Genomic DNA, 17,534 nt, shown 5'->3' with positions numbered 1-17,534 from the left:
ATATGGCGAAAATGAATAGTCAAAAGATGAGAAAACTATTAGAAGAGCGATTAACGGGTGCGGATTGGTCATTTTTATTTGATCGTGAAAAAGATACGCTGCGCGTTGAACATCAGGAAACGAAAAAAGGTGTAACCATTTCTTTACCTGGGCTAATTGCAAAATGGGAAGAAAAAAAGGAAGCGGCTCTAGATGAAATGGTATATTATATAAAAGAAGCTCTTCGTGTTATGAACGATGAACAGCAGGTAACGGGAAAAGAAAAGCGCATTTATCCAGTTATTCGCTCAACGTCTTTTCCAGATAAATCGAATGAAGACGTGCCGTTGATTTATGATGAACATACAGCTGAAACACGCATTTATTATGCGCTTGATTTAGGCAATACATATCGTCTATTAGATGAGAAACTAATTCGTAAGGAAAATTTAGATCTATCCGCAGTGCGGGAAATAGCTAAATTTAATCTTCGCTCTTTGCCGATTTCACATAAAAAAGATACGGTAGCAGGCAATGACTTTTATTTTGTAAATCAGAACGATGGATACGATGCAAGCCGAATTCTTAACGAGACATTTTTGCAAGATTTTGCTTCTAGTGTTTCGGGCACAATGGCTATAGCAGTACCCCATCAAGATGTGCTGATTCTAGCTGATATCCAAAACGAAACGGGTTATGATATTCTTGCGCAAATGACCATGAGCTTTTTTGCAAGTGGACGTGTACCCATCACAGCTCTTTCATTTTTATACGAAAACGGTGAGCTAGAACCTATTTTTATTCTAGGAAAAAATCGCAGTAAAGGACGGGACTAATTATGAATCTTTTTTATAATAAAGAAGGTATCGGCGATACGTTAATCGTCAAGCTAGAAGATATCGCAATTGAAAATCGCACGTTTGAAACAAAAGGCGACGTTGTGCGTATCTTTGATCAAAAATCAAATACAACAGCTGGCTATAACATCTTTCATGCTTCTTCTAAGTTAAAAGTAGAGGGAAATGGTTCTCTTGAATTAACAGAAGAAATGGTGGAAGAAGTAAATCGTGTACTTAGCGAAAGCGGTTTTGAAGGTAAACTTGAAGTGGATTTATCTCCTAAATTTGTAGTGGGATATGTTCAAGAGAAAGAAAAGCATCCAAATGCAGATAAGCTGAACATCTGTAAAGTAGATGTTGGCACAGAAACACTTCAAATTGTGTGTGGAGCACCAAATGTAGACGCAGGTCAAAAAGTCGTGGTAGCAAAAGTAGGAGCGGTTATGCCAAGCGGTATGATCATTAAAGATGCAGAGCTCCGCGGTGTACCTTCTTCAGGTATGATTTGCTCTGCTAAAGAGCTGGCGCTTCCGAACGCTCCTCAAGAAAAAGGGATTTTAGTACTTGAAGACAAATATGAAGTAGGTCAACCTTTTCAAGCATAAAAGCAGAGTGCCATACTGATTTATAGGGCAAAAGCAGGATGTTTTTTTACACCTATATTTCAAAGCGTTACAGTTGCTGAAAAGCAATTGTCAATTCTTAAAAAGGTTTGATAAAATTAAAAGCCACTAGTATATACTAGTGGCTTTTTTCGCGTTTAATTATGAGTGCTAACTAGACGCGAAAAAATATTTTTGCAAAGAGGAATTTTACTGTATAAATAAGGGAAGCAAAATAGTAGATTTTATAGTAAGAGTTCAAGCATACGTGATAGAATGATAAATGAAAAGATAGTATATATATCCATCTCAGAGAATACTTTGAGGCCAAAGGTAAATAAAGGATACATGGATAGCTTTTTGTAGATATCGCAGCACTGCGATATAAGAGGCTAAACGAAGTAAGATAGTCTGATAGAAAGAGTGATAAAAATGGGTTTTGTACGAAAAGTAATGGATTATTTACTAGGATACGAAGTGAAAGAAATCGTTGTAGACGAACATGGAAATACAACGGAAGAATACCCTTTAAATAGAGAAAAAACAATTCCTAAAAAGAAGGCTCCTAAGCCGAAACAAATGCAGTCAGTTCATCAAAAGCCAGTGATGAAAGCAGCGCCAAAACCTGCTGTTCCACACTCGGCCAGAACGCAAAAGCGGAGTTACAGTGAAGAGCAGCAAGATGTTCATACAAAAGTAGCTTATCAATATCCAAAAGGAACATTTCGTTTTCCTTTAATTGATGATACGGGAGAAGCAAAAAAGGCAGCAGCTCCTAAAAATGAACCAAGGCCTGTAGCAAAAAAGGCACCGGCTTCGTTTTATCAAGAGCCTGTTCGCAAGTCGGCGCTAACGCAGCCTAAGTCAGTATCTCAGCCGTTAAAAACGGTATCTGAAAAGAAAGAAGCGGTTCCGCAAGTAAGAAAACGTCCGTTTCGTCCGACTGAAATTCCTTCACCTGTTTATGGGTTTAATAAGCGGCCTTCTAATGTTGTACAAAAAGGAAGTGAGGAAGTAGTAGAATATGAGCTTCCGAGTACACAGTTATCAAAAGCAGCGTTTGAAGATGAAATTTACCGACGAGCGATGAATACAGCTGTTGTAGAGCCGTTAAGAAAACCAGTTTCTAAACCTATAGCTGAAGAAGCACCGATTCAAGAAACAGAAGAAATGATGCAACTGTCTTCTCAGCGTTTTGCTCAGTGGAAGCAATATGAGGAAAATCAAAAAGAGAAGCTATCATTTCCTGAAGAAAAGCCAAGTTCTTCAGCAGCTGTAAAAGAACAGGAAGAGGCGCCAGCTTTTGAAGAATCACACGCGGTCGAACCGTTAGTGGGACAAGAGAGAACTCTTGGCTGGGATTTAGCGAAAGGTATGACAGCGGCCGAAGAAGTTCCAATTTCAGAGGAAACGCGTCCGTCTGAATCATCAGTTTCTCTCCAACAAGAGATAGGAAATGAGACTGAAGAAGTAGAAACAGAAACGTTGATGGACGGAAGCGCAGTGTTTTTACAAGCAGCAGAAGAAGTAGAAGCACTAAAGCCTAGAAAGAAAGAAGTTCCAGCTGCTGAGAAAGAAAGTGACGTCATTTTAGAAGAGCCAGCAAACAGTGTTCATATGGAAGCAGAACATGAGCTGAATTCTGAAAGTTTAAATTCATCGCAACCCGCAGCTGATGAACGGCAACCAGAAGCGGCATCGGCTGTTGTTCACCAAGAGCTTGAAAATTCGGTGATAAAAGAGGAAGGGAGCAGTATGCAGGAAAGTCAAGAGTTACAAGAACAAGTACAGCAAGAGTCAGCTGTAGAACCTCTTGTACCTGCAGAACAGCCAGGAAATGCTGAACGAGCTCGCGGTAAGCGATTAGTGCCTTTTAACGTGATGATGCTGAAAAAAGACCGCACGAAGATGGAGAACGGCTCTCGTGAGAAAAGTCAGCCGTCACAGACTTCCCACCAAAAGCAGGAGCCACAATCTCTGCAAAAAAAAACGGAAGTAAGTAGGCAAGAAGAAGTTCACGGTGAAAAAACCAAAGAAGCGGTTCCGCAGGCTTCGTTAAAAGCTGAAGAACCTGTAAATGTAAAGGCTTCTTCTCCTTATGCATTTCCTGGAATGAACTTGCTTAACATTCCTCCAGCTGCTATTGAAGAAGATAATCAATGGGCGGATGAGCAGCGTGAGCTTTTGGATATGACATTAAAAAACTTTAACGTTCGAGCTAAGGTCGTAAACGTCACGCAAGGTCCTACTGTGACCAGATTTGAAGTACATCCTGAACCCGGTGTGAAAGTGAACAAAATCACGAATTTAACAGATGATATTAAACTAAGCCTAGCCGCGCGTGATATCCGAATTGAAGCGCCGATTCCAGGGAAAAATACGATTGGAATTGAAGTGCCAAATCGTCAAAGTAAGCCGGTGTTAATTCGTGAAATTTTGAGGCATCCTTCTTTTAGAAAAGATAACTCTCCTTTAACGGTGGCATTAGGATTAGATATTTCAGGAACGCCGGTTGTGACTGACTTGAATAAAATGCCTCACGGTTTGATTGCCGGAGCGACAGGGTCTGGTAAAAGCGTGTGTATTAATACTATTATCGTCAGCTTGCTTTATAAAGCTGCGCCACACGAAGTCAAGCTTATGTTAATTGACCCTAAAATGGTTGAACTAGCTCCTTACAACGGTATTCCGCATTTAGTCAGCCCGGTTATCACGGATGCTAAAGCAGCTACTACAGCTTTAAAATGGGCAGTAGAGGAAATGGAGCGCCGTTATGAACTGTTTGCACATGCGGGCGTACGTGATATTACAAAATACAACGAACGTGTAAAAGAACATAATGAAAAAAGCGGGGAGCTGCCGTATCTAGTTATTATTATTGATGAACTTGCTGACTTGATGATGGTATCTCCAGGGGAAGTAGAGGAAGCTATTTGCCGTATTGCACAAAAGGCAAGAGCGTGTGGCATTCACTTATTGCTTGCAACGCAGCGTCCTTCTGTAGATGTTATTACAGGCTTAATTAAAGCGAATGTGCCAACGCGTATCGCATTTTCTGTTTCTTCGCAAGTTGATTCACGTACAATTATCGACACAGGGGGAGCAGAGAAGCTATTAGGTAAAGGTGATATGCTGCTTCTTGAAAACGGATCTTCTAAAAGCGTTCGAATTCAAGGGAACTTTGTTTCAGATGAAGAAATTGATCGCGTTGTAGATCATGTCAAAAAACAAATGAAGCCAACATACTTATTTGATCAAGAAGATTTGTTGAAAAAGCAGCAAAGCTTTGCTTCAAATGAAGAAGATGAGCTTTTCTATGAAGCATGCGAGTTTGTGCTAGATCAAGGCGGTGCATCTACTTCCAGTCTGCAAAGACGCTTCAGAATGGGGTACAATCGGGCAGCGCGTCTAATTGATATGATGGAGCAGCAAGGAATTATTTCAGAAGCAAGAGGAAGCAAGCCGAGAGATGTGCTCATTACCGAAAACGAGCTTCAGGAAATGGAAAGTCAAACAGCCACTTCTACATTTTAAGCTGTTTTTCAACATGTAGGTTAAAAAAGAGGCTATGCAAAATCAGCAGGATACAGCATTGTGTGAGCTAACGCTCTGTCACTGTATCCGTGGCTTCTTTTTTTCCTGCTTTAAGTTCGTTTATACAGAATTTGAGTAGAGATTTTGGAAGAAATCCATGAAGAAAAAAAGGAAAAGGTTTGTCAGAACTAGTAAAATGATTTACTATATGTAAGGATAATGTGTGTGTTGGTTTTTCAGCATGTGATAGTTTGCTATCATTTCTCACCAGCAGAAACATATGAGCTGAAGGCGTATAAAGAGGACAAACTAAAATAATTAGAGTACGAGTGAAGAGTAATGACAGAAGAAAATCATGAACTGATTAACTTTAATGAAATTCGTGAACAAAAGCAGCTTCAGTCTGATAATGCTATTTGCGACTTTTACAATCAATATTTCTTTTTTGTGAACCGCTATACGAATATACGAGAAAAAGTGCGGGCTTCACATTTATTTAAAGAATTAGTAAACTTGCCTCATGAGGCGCCTCTGTCTGATTCCCATGAACAATTATTTTTTCAGTGGTTTGCATTTGAATATGTAACCATTCAGGGGAAAACCCTGCTGCAGCTTTTTTTAGCTGATCAGGCGAAGCAGAAAACAGAGTCGTTTTTGATTCAAGGAGCCTTTTTTTTGACGAGTGTACTAGAGCCAATTATTGTGTCTAAAGTACCTAATTCGTTTTTCTTAAAAGGATATACCCCATTGACAAATGAGCAGGTTATCATCAAAGATGTAAGAGGAAGATTTGCAAATTTAGAGGAACAACAAGTAATTTGGATTCGAAAAATAAAATCAATCGGATATGACGTGTTAATTGACTCTTTCTTTTTAGGACATAAACAACGCATTGAACAGTTAGTAACGCAATATAATGACAAAAAAAATGCAATGACATGGCGCTCGTTTTTAAAACAGCAGGCTATATACTATGTGATGAAGCCAAAATAAAAGGCCGTTTCGCAAGGGAAGAGAGTAGAAATGGAGTCATGGAGTTATGTTATAAGAAGTGATATAATGTACGAATGTTATCGTGAAATCAGCAATCAAACGACATTTATATACGTTTGTAAGAGCAATTCTAGATAACCGTCATATACTGTCTTACAGATAGACGAATGTTGGAGGTTCTTTATATGACAGTTTACCATTTTGTAGGTATTAAAGGAACAGGAATGAGTGCGCTTGCGCAAATCCTAAACGATATGGGCTTTCAAGTTCAAGGATCGGATATTGAAAAAGAAATTTTTACGCAAAAAGCACTAGAGCAGCAGGGAATCCCTGTTTTACCATTTGATAAAAATAATATTAAAGACGGCATGACTGTAATCGCAGGAAATGCTTTTCCTGATACGCATGAAGAAATTGCAGAAGCAGCTTCAAAAGAAGAAGTCAAGCTTGTACGCTATCACCGTTTCTTAGGTGACTTTATGAAACAGTATACGAGTGTAGCCGTAACAGGAGCACACGGAAAAACATCCACAACGGGTATGTTAGCGCATGTGATTCAAGGAGCTGAACCTACTTCATATTTAATTGGAGACGGTACGGGTAAAGGTGTAAAAGACAGCAAGTATTTTGCGTTTGAGGCATGTGAGTATCGCCGCCACTTCTTATCTTATACGCCAGACTATGCAATTATGACGAATATTGATTTTGATCACCCTGATTATTTTGCCAATATCGATGATGTATTCAGCGCGTTCCAAGAGATGGCACTTCAAGTCAAAAAAGGAATTATTGCCTGTGGTGACGATGAACATCTGCAGCAAATTCAAGCGAAGGTACCTGTTCTTTATTACGGATTAGGCGAAGAAAATGATTTCCAAGCACGTAATATTGTAAAAAGCACAACAGGCACAACATTTGATGTGTTCGTTCGTAATACATTCCACGCATCATTTGAAATTCCAGGGTATGGCGACCATAACATCTTAAATGCACTTTCTGTTATTGCACTTTGTCATTATGAAGAAATTGATGTTGCTGTGCTGCAAGAGCGTTTTAAAACATATCAAGGTGTAAAGCGTCGTTTCAGTGAAAAGAACGTTGGCAAACAAGTGCTAATCGATGATTATGCACACCATCCAACGGAAATTAATGCAACGATTTCAGCTGCTCGTCAAAAATATCCAAACCGTGAAGTTGTAGCTGTTTTCCAACCGCATACTTTTACGCGTACACAAACGTTCTTAGAGGACTTTGCAGCAAGCTTACAGCACGCTGATAAAGTATATCTATGTGACATTTTTGGATCAGCTCGTGAGCATCAAGGTAAATTATCAATCGAAGATTTACGAAGCAAAATCAGCGGAGCTGAATTAATTAATGAAGAAACAATTGAATCGTTAAAAGACCATAATGAAGCTGTATTAGTATTTATGGGTGCTGGAGACATTCAAAAGTTTGAAAAACTATATCAGCAAACTGTATCATAAAAAAAAGGCACTCAGGAGAGTGCCTTTTTTTATTTCAAAACTCATTTTAAATTTTCAGGATTTAACGCTTTTAATTCCTCAATGACAAATAGCCCGTCTTTACGAATTAACACGTCATCGAAATAAATCTCACCGCCGCCGTATTCTGGACGCTGAATCATCACCATATCCCAGTGAATATTTGACTTGTTTCCATTATACGCATCTTCGTAGCACTCGCCAGGAGTGAAGTGGAAGCTTCCGTCAATTTTTTCATCAAATAAAATGTCTTGCATTGGATGTTGAATATATGGATTTACGCCAATCGCAAATTCGCCAACAAAACGTGCGCCTTCATCCGTATCAAAAATGCCGTTGATGCGTTCTGTATCATTAGCGGTTGCTTCAACAATCTTACCGTCTTTAAATGTTAAGGATACATTTTCAAACGTAAAGCCTTGATAGTTAGAAGGAGTGTTGTAAGAAATTGTGCCGTTTACAGAATCACGTACAGGAGCGGTGTATACTTCACCGTCCGGAATATTCATTTCCCCGGCACACTTCACTGCAGGAATATCTTTAATAGAGAACGTTAAGTCTGTATTCTCACCTGTTAAACGCACTTTGTCCGTACGGTTCATGAGCTCAACTAAAGCATCCATCGCTTTGCTCATTTTGCCATAGTCTAAGTTACATACATCAAAATAAAAATCTTCAAATGCTTCTGTACTCATTTTAGCAAGCTGCGCCATTGAATTGTTTGGATAGCGAAGAACAACCCATTTTGTTTTTGGAACGCGAATTTCTCTATGTACTTTTTTACCGATCGTATTTCCTTGGATTTTCATTTTCTCTGCCGGAACATCTGATTGTTCAAAAATGTTTGAACCGGAACGCAAGCCAATATAAGCATTCATTTCTTTCATTACATTTGCTTCAAAGTCTGCCATCATATTGAACTGCTCTTCTTGTGCACCGTTTAAAAGAGCTCGGTCTACCGAATGATCTTTTAGCAGTACAAATGGATAGCCACCCGCCTTGTACGCTTCATCTACAAGTGCTGTCACAAGTTCGCGCTGAAGTCCAAAGTTTTCGATTAATACTTTTTCTCCTTTTTGAAGGCGAACAGAATAATTAATTAAATTTTTAGCTAATGTCGCAATTCTAGGGTCTTTCATAAATAGTGCCTCCTTAAAATAACAATGATTGGTGATTCACTTTCTATTGTACCCCACTGAGCTTATTTTGTTTGTTTTTATGCTTTAAAATCCTTTTTTTCTTTAGGAAGGGAAATAACTCATATATCGCGAAATAATGTAGCAATCTTCCCTTTTTCTGAATAAAAGCAGAGAGAATATGGTAAAGTTAAAGAGTCTATAGGGAATAGAAGGTTTAATTGTTTATAAAATTGGGAAAGTAGTTATAACAAGAGAGAAGAAAATAGGAGGTGCCTTGCACAGATGGTTATTATTCTTTATTTAAGCGCTGCTATTGTTGCCATTGCGATTTTTTACCTGGTGGTTTCCGTGTCCAAAACATTGAAATCCGTTCAGCACACATTAAATTCAGTGGCAGGTACTTTAGACGGTGTAGAAAAACAAATGACAGGAATCACAGCCGAAACAACTGCACTTTTACATAAGACTAATCTGTTAGCTGAAGATATTCAGCGTAAATCCGAAGCGCTGAACACAGTGGTGGATTCTGTTAAAGGCGTAGGTGACTCAATTCAAGACCTAAATAAGTCTATTAAAAGCGTATCATCAAGCGTTTCAGAAAAAGTAGAAGAAAATAAAGAAACTGTTGCTCAAGTCGTTCAATGGAGCAATGTTGCATTAGACGTATGGGAACGTATAAAATTAAGAAAACAGAAAAAAGTTGATGCAGAGCCTGTACCTGTTGAAGTAAAAGAAAAAGCGGTTCAACGCTCACGCTCATTTTCATAAGGATGAACTTTAAAGGAGGAGACGCATATGTCAAACAAACCAAATAAACCAAACAACACTTCAAATAAAGGCTTTTTAGTAGGAACAGTGATTGGAGGAGTTGTAGGAGCTGCAACGGCATTACTACTTGCTCCAAAATCAGGTAAAGAGTTCCGTTCTGATTTAAATGAGCAGGCAGCTTACGTTCGTTTAAAAACGGAGCAAGCGAAAAACAGCGCTGTTGAAAAAGGACAAGGGTTTGCTCAAACGGCTAAAGAAAAAACGGCTGGTTTATCACAAACACTGTCTGAGCAATCTTCACAAGTAGTGGACAAGGTGAAAAACTTCCGTAAAGTAGATCCTGAACACGAAGCATTACCGCCAACAAGCTTAGAAGTGCTTGCTGATGAAGTTGAGTCTCAAAGCAACGAAGACGTTCAGCAGAAGCTCACAGAAGCTCAAAAAGCACTAGATGAAGTGGAAAGCACAGTACCACGACCATAATAAAGAATCAAAAGCGTTTACCCTATAGGGTGAACGCTTTTTTTGTATGTCATGTAGGTGGGATAACAGCAAGTAAATAATCTTTTCATTGCGGAAAAAAACTCCACCTTATAAATGAATTTATGAGCATCATACATAAAGCTGAGCACTCTTTTTGTATGGGAACGGTCAAACCATGTAAACTTAAGAGTAAGTACAGAAAGGGTGAAAAAAATGAAAAAAATTTCAACAGTTGAAGAGTTCGAACAAGTTGTAAAAGAAAACAATCGCTTTTTATTTTTAAAACACAGCACAACGTGTCCAATTAGTGCAGCTGGTCATGAGGCATTTTCAGCGTTTGCTTCTAGTCATGAAGACATTCCTTCTTATTATCTTCATGTTCAAGATTCACGTGATGTATCTAACTATATCGCTGAGACGTATGAAGTGAAGCATGAATCACCTCAAGCGCTTCTGTTTGAAGATGGAAAAGTGAAGTGGCATGTTTCTCACTGGAACATTAACGAAGACGAATTAGCGAAAAACGTAGCTCACTAATCGAAAAAGTATTTTAGTAAAAGAAAAATCCGAACATTAATCGTTCGGATTTTTTCAGTGGCATGGTGAACGTAGGTTTACTGTATGTAGCTGCTTCTAGCGGTATGACAAGCAATCCATAATAGATTGTTTATCCCATTTGTTCGCCTTTAGATTGGAGCGATTTAGCTATGCCTCAACCTCTTTTTTTTATAAGCTGATTGCGGTTTCATCCGCTTTTTCGTACAATAGATGTAGTTTAGCACATAAAAGCAGAGAAGCCCCTTACATATATCCTCCATCATCTATCATCTTATGTAGTAACCCTGCTAAACGGATTGTTTAAAATCAGTGAAAGGGTGGACGTACATGACGAATTCAGATCTTCAGCATTTGCGATCTCAAATTGACGAAGTAAATATGAAACTGTTAAAGCTTATTAATGAGCGAGGCGAGCTTGTTCAAGAAATAGGAAAGTTAAAAGGAATGCAGTCAACCAAACGGTTTGATCCCGTTCGTGAACGATCAATGCTTGATGCGATTTTAAGCAAGAATGAAGGACCGTTTCAAACGTCTACGCTTCAACATATTTTCAAAGAGATCTTCAAAGCTCATTTAGAGCTTCAAGAAGATGATCATCGTAAAGCACTTCTTGTATCCCGTAAAAAGAAGCCGGAAAATACAATTGTTACGGTAAAAGGAGAAACAATTGGTGACGGACTTCAGCGTTTTGTAGCAGGACCTTGTTCCGTTGAAAGCTATGAGCAAGTAGCAGCCGTAGCAAAAGCCGTGAAGCAGCAGGGCGTGCGGATGCTTAGAGGCGGAGCCTACAAGCCAAGAACATCTCCTTATGATTTTCAAGGCCTTGGCTTAGAAGGATTGCAAATTTTAAAAAGAGTAGCTGACGAATACGATTTAGCTGTTATTAGTGAAATTGTCGATCCTGCTGATATTGAAACAGCTGTAGAATACGTAGATGTGATTCAAATTGGTGCTCGTAATATGCACAATTTTGAGCTGTTAAAAGAAGCGGGTGCGGTGAAGAAGCCTGTCTTATTAAAGCGAGGCTTAGCCGCTACGATTGATGAGTTCATTAACGCTGCTGAATACATTGTTTCAAAAGGAAATGATCAGCTGATTTTATGTGAACGAGGAATTCGTACGTATGAGCGAGCAACGCGAAATACGCTGGATATTTCAGCTGTGCCCATTTTAAAACAAGAAACTCATTTACCTGTTTTAGTCGACGTCACGCATTCAACGGGAAGAAGAGATTTACTTGTTCCAACGGCTAAAGCAGCTCTTGCCATTGGTGCAGATGGAATTATGGCAGAAGTTCATCCGGATCCTGCGGTAGCACTTTCAGACTCAGCTCAGCAAATGGATATCCCGCAATTTACAGAATTTATGAAGCAGCTAAAACCTATATGTAACTTAAATTTATAAAAAAACGTAAAAATGAAAAATTCGTATACTTTTATGACAAGTTTGAAGCACTTAATGGTTTCAAGCTTGTTTGCCTTTCGTTATAATAAAGATAAGCGAAATTATCCCGTATTTTGAAAACAGTCGATAACTTTTGTCAAAATAGGAAAGAATAAGTGCAAATCCAAAAAACAAGAATTTATGAAATTCTCGTGAAACTTGTCGGAAAAAGGCGGTAAATACGTTGCGATGAAGCACATAGTATCGTATAGTAGTTACAGATATTCGCTATCATTCTGTGAGTGCATATGATATAAATTCGCGATTCACTTTTTTTATTTACTTAATATACACCGTCTTTTACATTGTTACATATAAACTGGTAAAATTGTCTTTGCCACGTAATAATAAGGGCATAACAGGAATGATTTAGATGCATACAGGGTATCTAAGCTGTATGTAAGAGTGAAGGAGCTAGAAATAGCCATTCTATAAAGGAAGATGGATTTATATACGTAAATACAAGAAATGAAATAAGGATAAAATAAACGAAATGTTTTTCGATAAGGAGTGTTTGTTGTGAACGTAACAATTTATGATGTAGCAAGGGAAGCAAGCGTGTCGATGGCAACGGTTTCTCGTGTGGTAAACGGAAATCCAAATGTAAAACCATCAACTAGAAAAAAAGTATTAGAAACAATTGAAAGACTAGGCTATCGTCCGAACGCAGTAGCGCGTGGATTAGCAAGTAAAAAAACAACGACAGTAGGAGTTATCATTCCTGATATTTCAAATATTTTCTATGCAGAATTAGCGCGTGGAATCGAAGATATTGCAACGATGTACAAATATAATATCATCTTAAGTAACTCCGATCAAAATCAAGATAAAGAACTTCACCTTTTAAATAACATGCTTGGCAAACAAGTAGACGGAATCATCTTCATGAGTGGAAACGTAACGGAAGAACACGTAGAAGAGCTAAAAAAATCACCGGTTCCAGTTGTACTTGCAGCATCAATCGAATCAACTAACCAAATCCCATCTGTAACTATTGACTATGAACAAGCAGCTTTTGATGCAGTGCAATCACTAATTGACAGCGGTCATAAAAATATTGCATTCGTTTCAGGTACGCTAGAAGAACCAATCAATCATGCGAAAAAAGTAAAAGGGTACAAGCGTGCTCTTGCTGAAAGCGGATTGCCTGTGCGTGATTCTTATATTGTAGAAGGAGACTACACGTACGATTCAGGTATTGAAGCGGTTGAAAAACTATTAGAAGAAGATGAAAAGCCAACTGCTATTTTCGTTGGAACGGATGAAATGGCATTAGGCGTTATTCACGGGGCACAAGATCGCGGGTTGAATGTACCAAACGATCTAGAAGTTATCGGTTTTGATAACACAAGACTTTCAACAATGGTTCGTCCTCAGTTAACATCTGTTGTACAGCCAATGTATGATATTGGTGCAGTAGCGATGCGTCTCTTAACGAAATACATGAACAAAGAAACGGTAGACAGCAGCATTGTACAGCTTCCTCACCGCATCGAGTTCAGACAATCAACAAAATAATACCTGTGAATGAATAAGAACGAATCCAAAGTTCAGACACGGGGAGATAGAATATGAAAAAAATTGATATGCTCACACCTATAGGGATACTAATTGGTATCTCTATGGTTGTGTTTGGGGTTATTTCAAGTGGAGGAATGAGCGGTTTTTTAGCTTTTATTGATGTACCATCGATTTTAATTGTACTAGGAGGCGTTTTTGGTACGCTGTGCGTGAGCTTTCCTTTAAAACAATTAAAAAATATGGGAAGAGTAGGGAAACAAGCGTTTCAATCTAAAGATATAAATGTAGAAGAAATTGTAGGAACATTTGTACATTTATCGGAAAAAGCGCGTCGAGAAGGCCTTCTATCGTTAGAAGCAGAGCTTGAGCAAATCGATGATTCATTTGTGAAAAAAGGTATTCTGCTAGCCATTGATGGAGTAGAACCGGAAGTGATTCGAGAGCTGCTTGAAGCTGAAATAGCTGCAGTGGAAGAAAGACATGCGAGAGGTCGAAGTATGTTCGAAAAAGCAGGCGATTATGCCCCCGCTTGGGGAATGATTGGGACGCTCGTTGGGCTAGTGCTAATGCTTAAAAGCCTTAATACCCCTTCATCGCTTGGGCCTAACATGGCAATTGCTCTTTTAACGACTTTCTACGGGGCGCTGCTTTCAAACTTGTTTTTTCAGCCAATCGCAGCTAAATTAGCTGGTAAAACGGAGCATGAGCTTTTTGTTAAAGAAGTGATTATTGAAGGTGTCATCGGCTTGCAGGCGGGTCAAAATTCTCGCTTTGTGCAAGCAAAGCTAAAAGTATTTGCCCCTGTTGAAAAGCGAAAACTGGAAGAAAAGAGAGAACACGTTCGTGAAGCGTAGAAGAAAAAGGTATTCGGCACAGTCGCCAAAATGGATGGTAACATTTGCTGATTTGGTGACGTTAATATTAGTTTTTTTTATTTTACTATTTTCAATGTCTAGCGTTGATAATCAAAAGTTTCAGACCGTTGTCAATTCGCTTACAAGCGGTGGCTTATTAGCTTCTGTAGAAAAGAGCGAGCAGTCTCAAAACCTGGATAACATTTTAGCAAAAGTGCAGAATTACCTGAAGGAAAATAAGCTTCAGAATGTCATTACTGCTAAGCGAGATGAACGCGGAGTTGTGCTTATTTTACAAGAACAGGTGCTGTTTGAAACAGGACAAGCGGACATTTTGAAAAAAGGTACCCCTTTTCTGGATGAATTAGGAAGGTTATTCAGTACTATTCCAAATGATATTAAAGTAGAAGGTCATACCGACAATCGACCCATTCACACCTATCGTTATCCATCGAATTGGGAACTATCGGCAGCGCGTGCTAGCGGCGTCATACGTTATTTAACGAACCATTTTTCTCTTTCTGCTAACCGCTTTGAAGCACTTGGATACGGAGATACAAAGCCGCTTGTTCCGAACACGTCTAATGGCAATCTACAAAAAAATAGACGCGTCGAAATTATTATTTCAGATCCCGAAGCACAGTGAAAAAGGCCATACGCTTGTATAGCCTTTTTTTAAGAATGAGATGTATGAGAACGAATAGGATAAAGAGCGCGCTCAAGAGTTTGAGCGTTTTTTTCTGTTATTTCTGGTTTTCTTGGAATTGGCTGATAGATATTAGGTTCATCATCCCACTGCGTGCAAACGGGTTGAGGTGATATTTTTGTCCATTTTTCAAGCCATGACAGAGGAAGCATGCCTTCTGCCTTTCGTTCAACCATTTCAAGCCAAATGAATGACCAAGCCCGAGGAACAACCCGCCAAATATCATAACCTCCTCCGCCAACCGCAATCCATCTTCCCTGACAATATTCATGGGCAATTTCATGAGCAATTTTAGGAATCTCACGGTATATTTTCGTGGTGCCGCATAAATGAGTGAGCGGATCGTAATAATGAGAATCGGCTCCATTTTGTGTCAAGATAACATCTGGTTTAAAAAAAGCAGCTACTTCTTTTAAAGAGGTCTTATAAACATCGAGCCAAGACTCATCTTCGGTATAAGCATCAACAGGCACATTAAATGAATAACCATAGCCTTCACTGTGCCCGCGTTCGTTAACGTTTCCCGTGCCTGGAAACAAGTAGCGGCCCGTTTCATGAATGGAAAGAGTACAAACGGAAGGGTCGTCATAAAATGTCCATTGAACGCCGTCACCGTGGTGAGCATCTGTATCGACATAGAGAACGCGCGCGTTGTACTTTTGCTGCATATATTTGATGGCTACCGCGCTATCGTTATAAATACAGAAGCCGGAAGCTTTTCCTCGAAAGCCGTGGTGCAATCCTCCTCCTAAGTTTAGAGCGTGCTTAGCTTTTCCAGTCATCACATAATCTACAGCAGTAAGTGTACCCCCAACTAAAAAAGCACTGGCTTCATGCATGTTGGGAAACATAGGTGTATCTTCTGTTCCAAGACCAAAATCTGCTGCTTTTTCAACAGAAAGCTCGCCGCTTCCTGCTAATTTTACCGCTTGAATATAGCTAGTATCATGGACAAGCTGAAGTTCTTCATCAGATGCCATCCGCGGTAATACAATATCTTGATTGCCTAAAGCGCCAAATTCCCGTAACAGTTCATATGTTAGTTGAACACGAAGCTGGTTAAACGGATGATTATTGCTGAATTTGTACGAAAGAATATCATCTGAATAAATAAATACAGCATTACTAGTCATTACGTCATCTCCGGTAATTTAGGCCACAACACCTCATAGCCGTTTTCTTTTAATGTATTTATACTAATCAATGGATTAATAGCTTGAATGCGAAGCACAAGGATTTTATATCGTTCATCTACATCAGGGTAGACAAGTACGCTTAAGATGTTTGTTCTCGTTGAACCAAAAAGGGATGTAACTTCAGCGAGCACGCCAGCCTTATTTTCTACTTTTATTTCAATTTGTGAACCTGGCTTATTAGTGCCGGTAAGCTGAATAAACGTATGTAATAGATCTCTTTCAGTAACAACGCCTACTAACCGCTTGTTTTTTGTGACGGGAATACAACCGATTTGATGTTCATAAAAAATGCTTGCAATTTCTTCAACAAAATCAAGAGGGTGAGCTGTAATGACTTCTGTTTGCATAATCATCCGTACGGGTTCGGATAGAAGAGCAGATGTATAAGTATTATCTAAAATAGATGGACTTGCATCTCTGACGTCTCGATCAGAAATGATGCCAACTACGTGATGAAGGTCATTAACGATAGGAATATGTCTAATCTTATGTGTATCTAAAAGTTTCATAGCTTCAGCAATCGTATGGTCGGGGGTTAAGGTAACGAGATCAGTTTTCATCATCTCTTCAACAATCATCAGACACAGCTCCTTTTCTTAAAGGTCAGCTTAATACATAAAGCGATTTCGAAAGCGCAGGCTATCAAATTCTTGTATGCTTTCTTGAGGGACTCTGCTCCCGATTCTTACCATCAAACAATTAGCAGGGTGGGAGCTAATCTCCGGATCATCTGTGGCAAACCACGTCAGTCCGCCTTTATTCATCATTTTCTCCATAATTTTGCGGTAATCCCACACATTTAGCCCTGTTCCTTTTAAATCCCAATGCCAGTAGTATTCTGTCGTAATGACAATATAATCTTCCATTGCATCATCCATCATAGATACGATAAGCAAGTTTTTACCAACAGCGTAGCTGCGAAATGGAGCGGCTACCTCTATAGCTCCTAATTCGATTAAATTCTCCATATTTCCTTCCGACCATCGTTCTAGAGGATCGGGATATAAAAAGGTTACATAACCAATGATTGTATGATGATGGCGAGCAATAATGATTCTACCTTCAGGCAAGTTGGCAATCTCGATCAATGCTTCTTTTTGCTGTTCAGGTGGACGAAAGGCCGTTAGTTGCTCATGAAAATCAAGTTGTTGCAAGGTCTTGGAGGAGACAGGTCCTTCAATAACAATTGTTCCAACAGCTGTTTTTAGTTCTTTCATATTGTATGTTTGGGAATGTTTCACATGAATCACCACCTTCAAGCAGTCTTATCTGTATTATAATACAAAAAAAACTCTGTATTAAAGCGTTTTCAAAAAATTAAATAAAAGAAAAGGAGTTTTTTAAAAAACATAGAATAGGAAATTAAAAGAGATTCTTGTTAATTCGACACTTCTATAACAAAGGTTGTCATATA

Annotated in this window: 16 protein-coding genes; 12 read left to right on the top strand and 4 right to left on the bottom strand. The window is 38.9% G+C overall.

The window, feature by feature from the left end; translation table 11 throughout:
* The first annotated feature begins 2 nt into the window (after positions 1 to 2).
* The 5 genes from MMB68_RS05415 (at position 3) to murC (ending at position 7,434) form a co-directional block, all read left to right on the top strand.
* A complete protein-coding gene (locus tag MMB68_RS05415) occupies positions 3 to 815 on the top strand; it encodes a DUF1444 domain-containing protein (protein ID WP_221784702.1) in 813 nt (270 codons plus the stop codon).
* A gap of 2 nt (positions 816 to 817) precedes the next feature.
* Positions 818 to 1,423, top strand: a complete 606-nt coding sequence (gene ytpR / locus MMB68_RS05410; protein ID WP_013085234.1) for a YtpR family tRNA-binding protein — start codon at positions 818 to 820, stop codon at positions 1,421 to 1,423.
* A gap of 429 nt (positions 1,424 to 1,852) precedes the next feature.
* Entirely contained in the window at positions 1,853 to 4,954 is a 3,102-nt protein-coding gene (locus MMB68_RS05405; RefSeq protein ID WP_221784701.1) for a DNA translocase FtsK, read from the top strand.
* A gap of 339 nt (positions 4,955 to 5,293) precedes the next feature.
* A complete protein-coding gene (locus MMB68_RS05400) occupies positions 5,294 to 5,947 on the top strand; it encodes a hypothetical protein (protein ID WP_013059500.1) in 654 nt (217 codons plus the stop codon).
* 185 nt (positions 5,948 to 6,132) lie between these two features.
* On the top strand, positions 6,133 to 7,434 hold the full coding sequence (gene murC, locus MMB68_RS05395) for a UDP-N-acetylmuramate--L-alanine ligase (protein ID WP_221784700.1): 1,302 nt from the start codon (positions 6,133 to 6,135) through the stop codon (positions 7,432 to 7,434).
* Between the two features lie 41 nt (positions 7,435 to 7,475).
* Here the strand turns inward: murC and MMB68_RS05390 are convergent, their stop codons facing one another.
* Positions 7,476 to 8,591, bottom strand: a complete 1,116-nt coding sequence (locus MMB68_RS05390; protein WP_221784699.1) for an aminopeptidase — start codon at positions 8,589 to 8,591, stop codon at positions 7,476 to 7,478.
* A 282-nt stretch (positions 8,592 to 8,873) separates the two neighbouring features.
* On the opposite strand from MMB68_RS05390, the gene MMB68_RS05385 reads away from it, so the two are divergent.
* The 7 genes from MMB68_RS05385 to motS all read left to right on the top strand — a co-directional run bounded on the left by MMB68_RS05385 (position 8,874) and on the right by motS (position 14,864).
* Positions 8,874 to 9,359: a DUF948 domain-containing protein gene (locus MMB68_RS05385; protein ID WP_013059497.1), complete on the top strand. Its 486-nt coding sequence runs from the start codon at positions 8,874 to 8,876 to the stop codon at positions 9,357 to 9,359.
* 27 nt (positions 9,360 to 9,386) lie between these two features.
* Entirely contained in the window at positions 9,387 to 9,842 is a 456-nt protein-coding gene (locus tag MMB68_RS05380; protein WP_013059496.1) for a YtxH domain-containing protein, read from the top strand.
* 213 nt (positions 9,843 to 10,055) lie between these two features.
* Positions 10,056 to 10,379: a bacillithiol system redox-active protein YtxJ gene (ytxJ, locus tag MMB68_RS05375; protein ID WP_221784698.1), complete on the top strand. Its 324-nt coding sequence runs from the start codon at positions 10,056 to 10,058 to the stop codon at positions 10,377 to 10,379.
* 348 nt (positions 10,380 to 10,727) lie between these two features.
* Positions 10,728 to 11,804: a bifunctional 3-deoxy-7-phosphoheptulonate synthase/chorismate mutase gene (locus tag MMB68_RS05370; RefSeq protein ID WP_221784697.1), complete on the top strand. Its 1,077-nt coding sequence runs from the start codon at positions 10,728 to 10,730 to the stop codon at positions 11,802 to 11,804.
* Positions 11,805 to 12,362: 558 nt separating this feature from the next.
* On the top strand, positions 12,363 to 13,361 hold the full coding sequence (ccpA, locus tag MMB68_RS05365; RefSeq protein ID WP_221784696.1) for a catabolite control protein A: 999 nt from the start codon (positions 12,363 to 12,365) through the stop codon (positions 13,359 to 13,361).
* 53 nt (positions 13,362 to 13,414) lie between these two features.
* Entirely contained in the window at positions 13,415 to 14,218 is an 804-nt protein-coding gene (motP, locus tag MMB68_RS05360; RefSeq protein ID WP_221784695.1) for a flagellar motor protein MotP, read from the top strand.
* Complete coding sequence (motS, locus tag MMB68_RS05355; RefSeq protein WP_221784694.1) at positions 14,208 to 14,864, top strand: flagellar motor protein MotS; 657 nt, start codon at positions 14,208 to 14,210, stop codon at positions 14,862 to 14,864. Before motP ends, motS begins: the two co-directional genes overlap by 11 nt.
* Positions 14,865 to 14,893: 29 nt before the next feature.
* On the opposite strand, the gene MMB68_RS05350 is transcribed toward motS, so the two are convergent.
* Genes MMB68_RS05350 through MMB68_RS05340 form a run of 3 tightly spaced genes read right to left on the bottom strand, consistent with a single transcriptional unit; the run spans position 14,894 to position 17,361 of the window.
* The gene (locus MMB68_RS05350) at positions 14,894 to 16,057 is read right to left on the bottom strand and encodes an acetoin utilization protein AcuC (RefSeq protein ID WP_221784693.1); all 1,164 of its coding nucleotides are present in this window, start codon (positions 16,055 to 16,057) and stop codon (positions 14,894 to 14,896) included.
* The gene (locus tag MMB68_RS05345) at positions 16,057 to 16,698 is read right to left on the bottom strand and encodes an acetoin utilization AcuB family protein (protein WP_016765739.1); all 642 of its coding nucleotides are present in this window, start codon (positions 16,696 to 16,698) and stop codon (positions 16,057 to 16,059) included. The genes MMB68_RS05350 and MMB68_RS05345 overlap by 1 nt, the downstream gene beginning before the upstream one ends.
* Positions 16,699 to 16,728: 30 nt before the next feature.
* Positions 16,729 to 17,361 (bottom strand): N-acetyltransferase, encoded by a 633-nt coding sequence (locus MMB68_RS05340; RefSeq protein ID WP_221784692.1) that lies wholly within the window; start codon positions 17,359 to 17,361, stop codon positions 16,729 to 16,731.
* Positions 17,362 to 17,534: the final 173 nt, after the last annotated feature.

It is taken from the genome of Priestia sp. Y58, from assembly GCF_029522095.1.
In the GTDB taxonomy this organism is placed as follows: domain Bacteria; phylum Bacillota; class Bacilli; order Bacillales; family Bacillaceae_H; genus Priestia; species Priestia megaterium_E.
The sequence above is the reverse complement of the archived record's forward strand: the minus strand, read 5'-3'. Positions and strand labels throughout refer to the sequence as shown.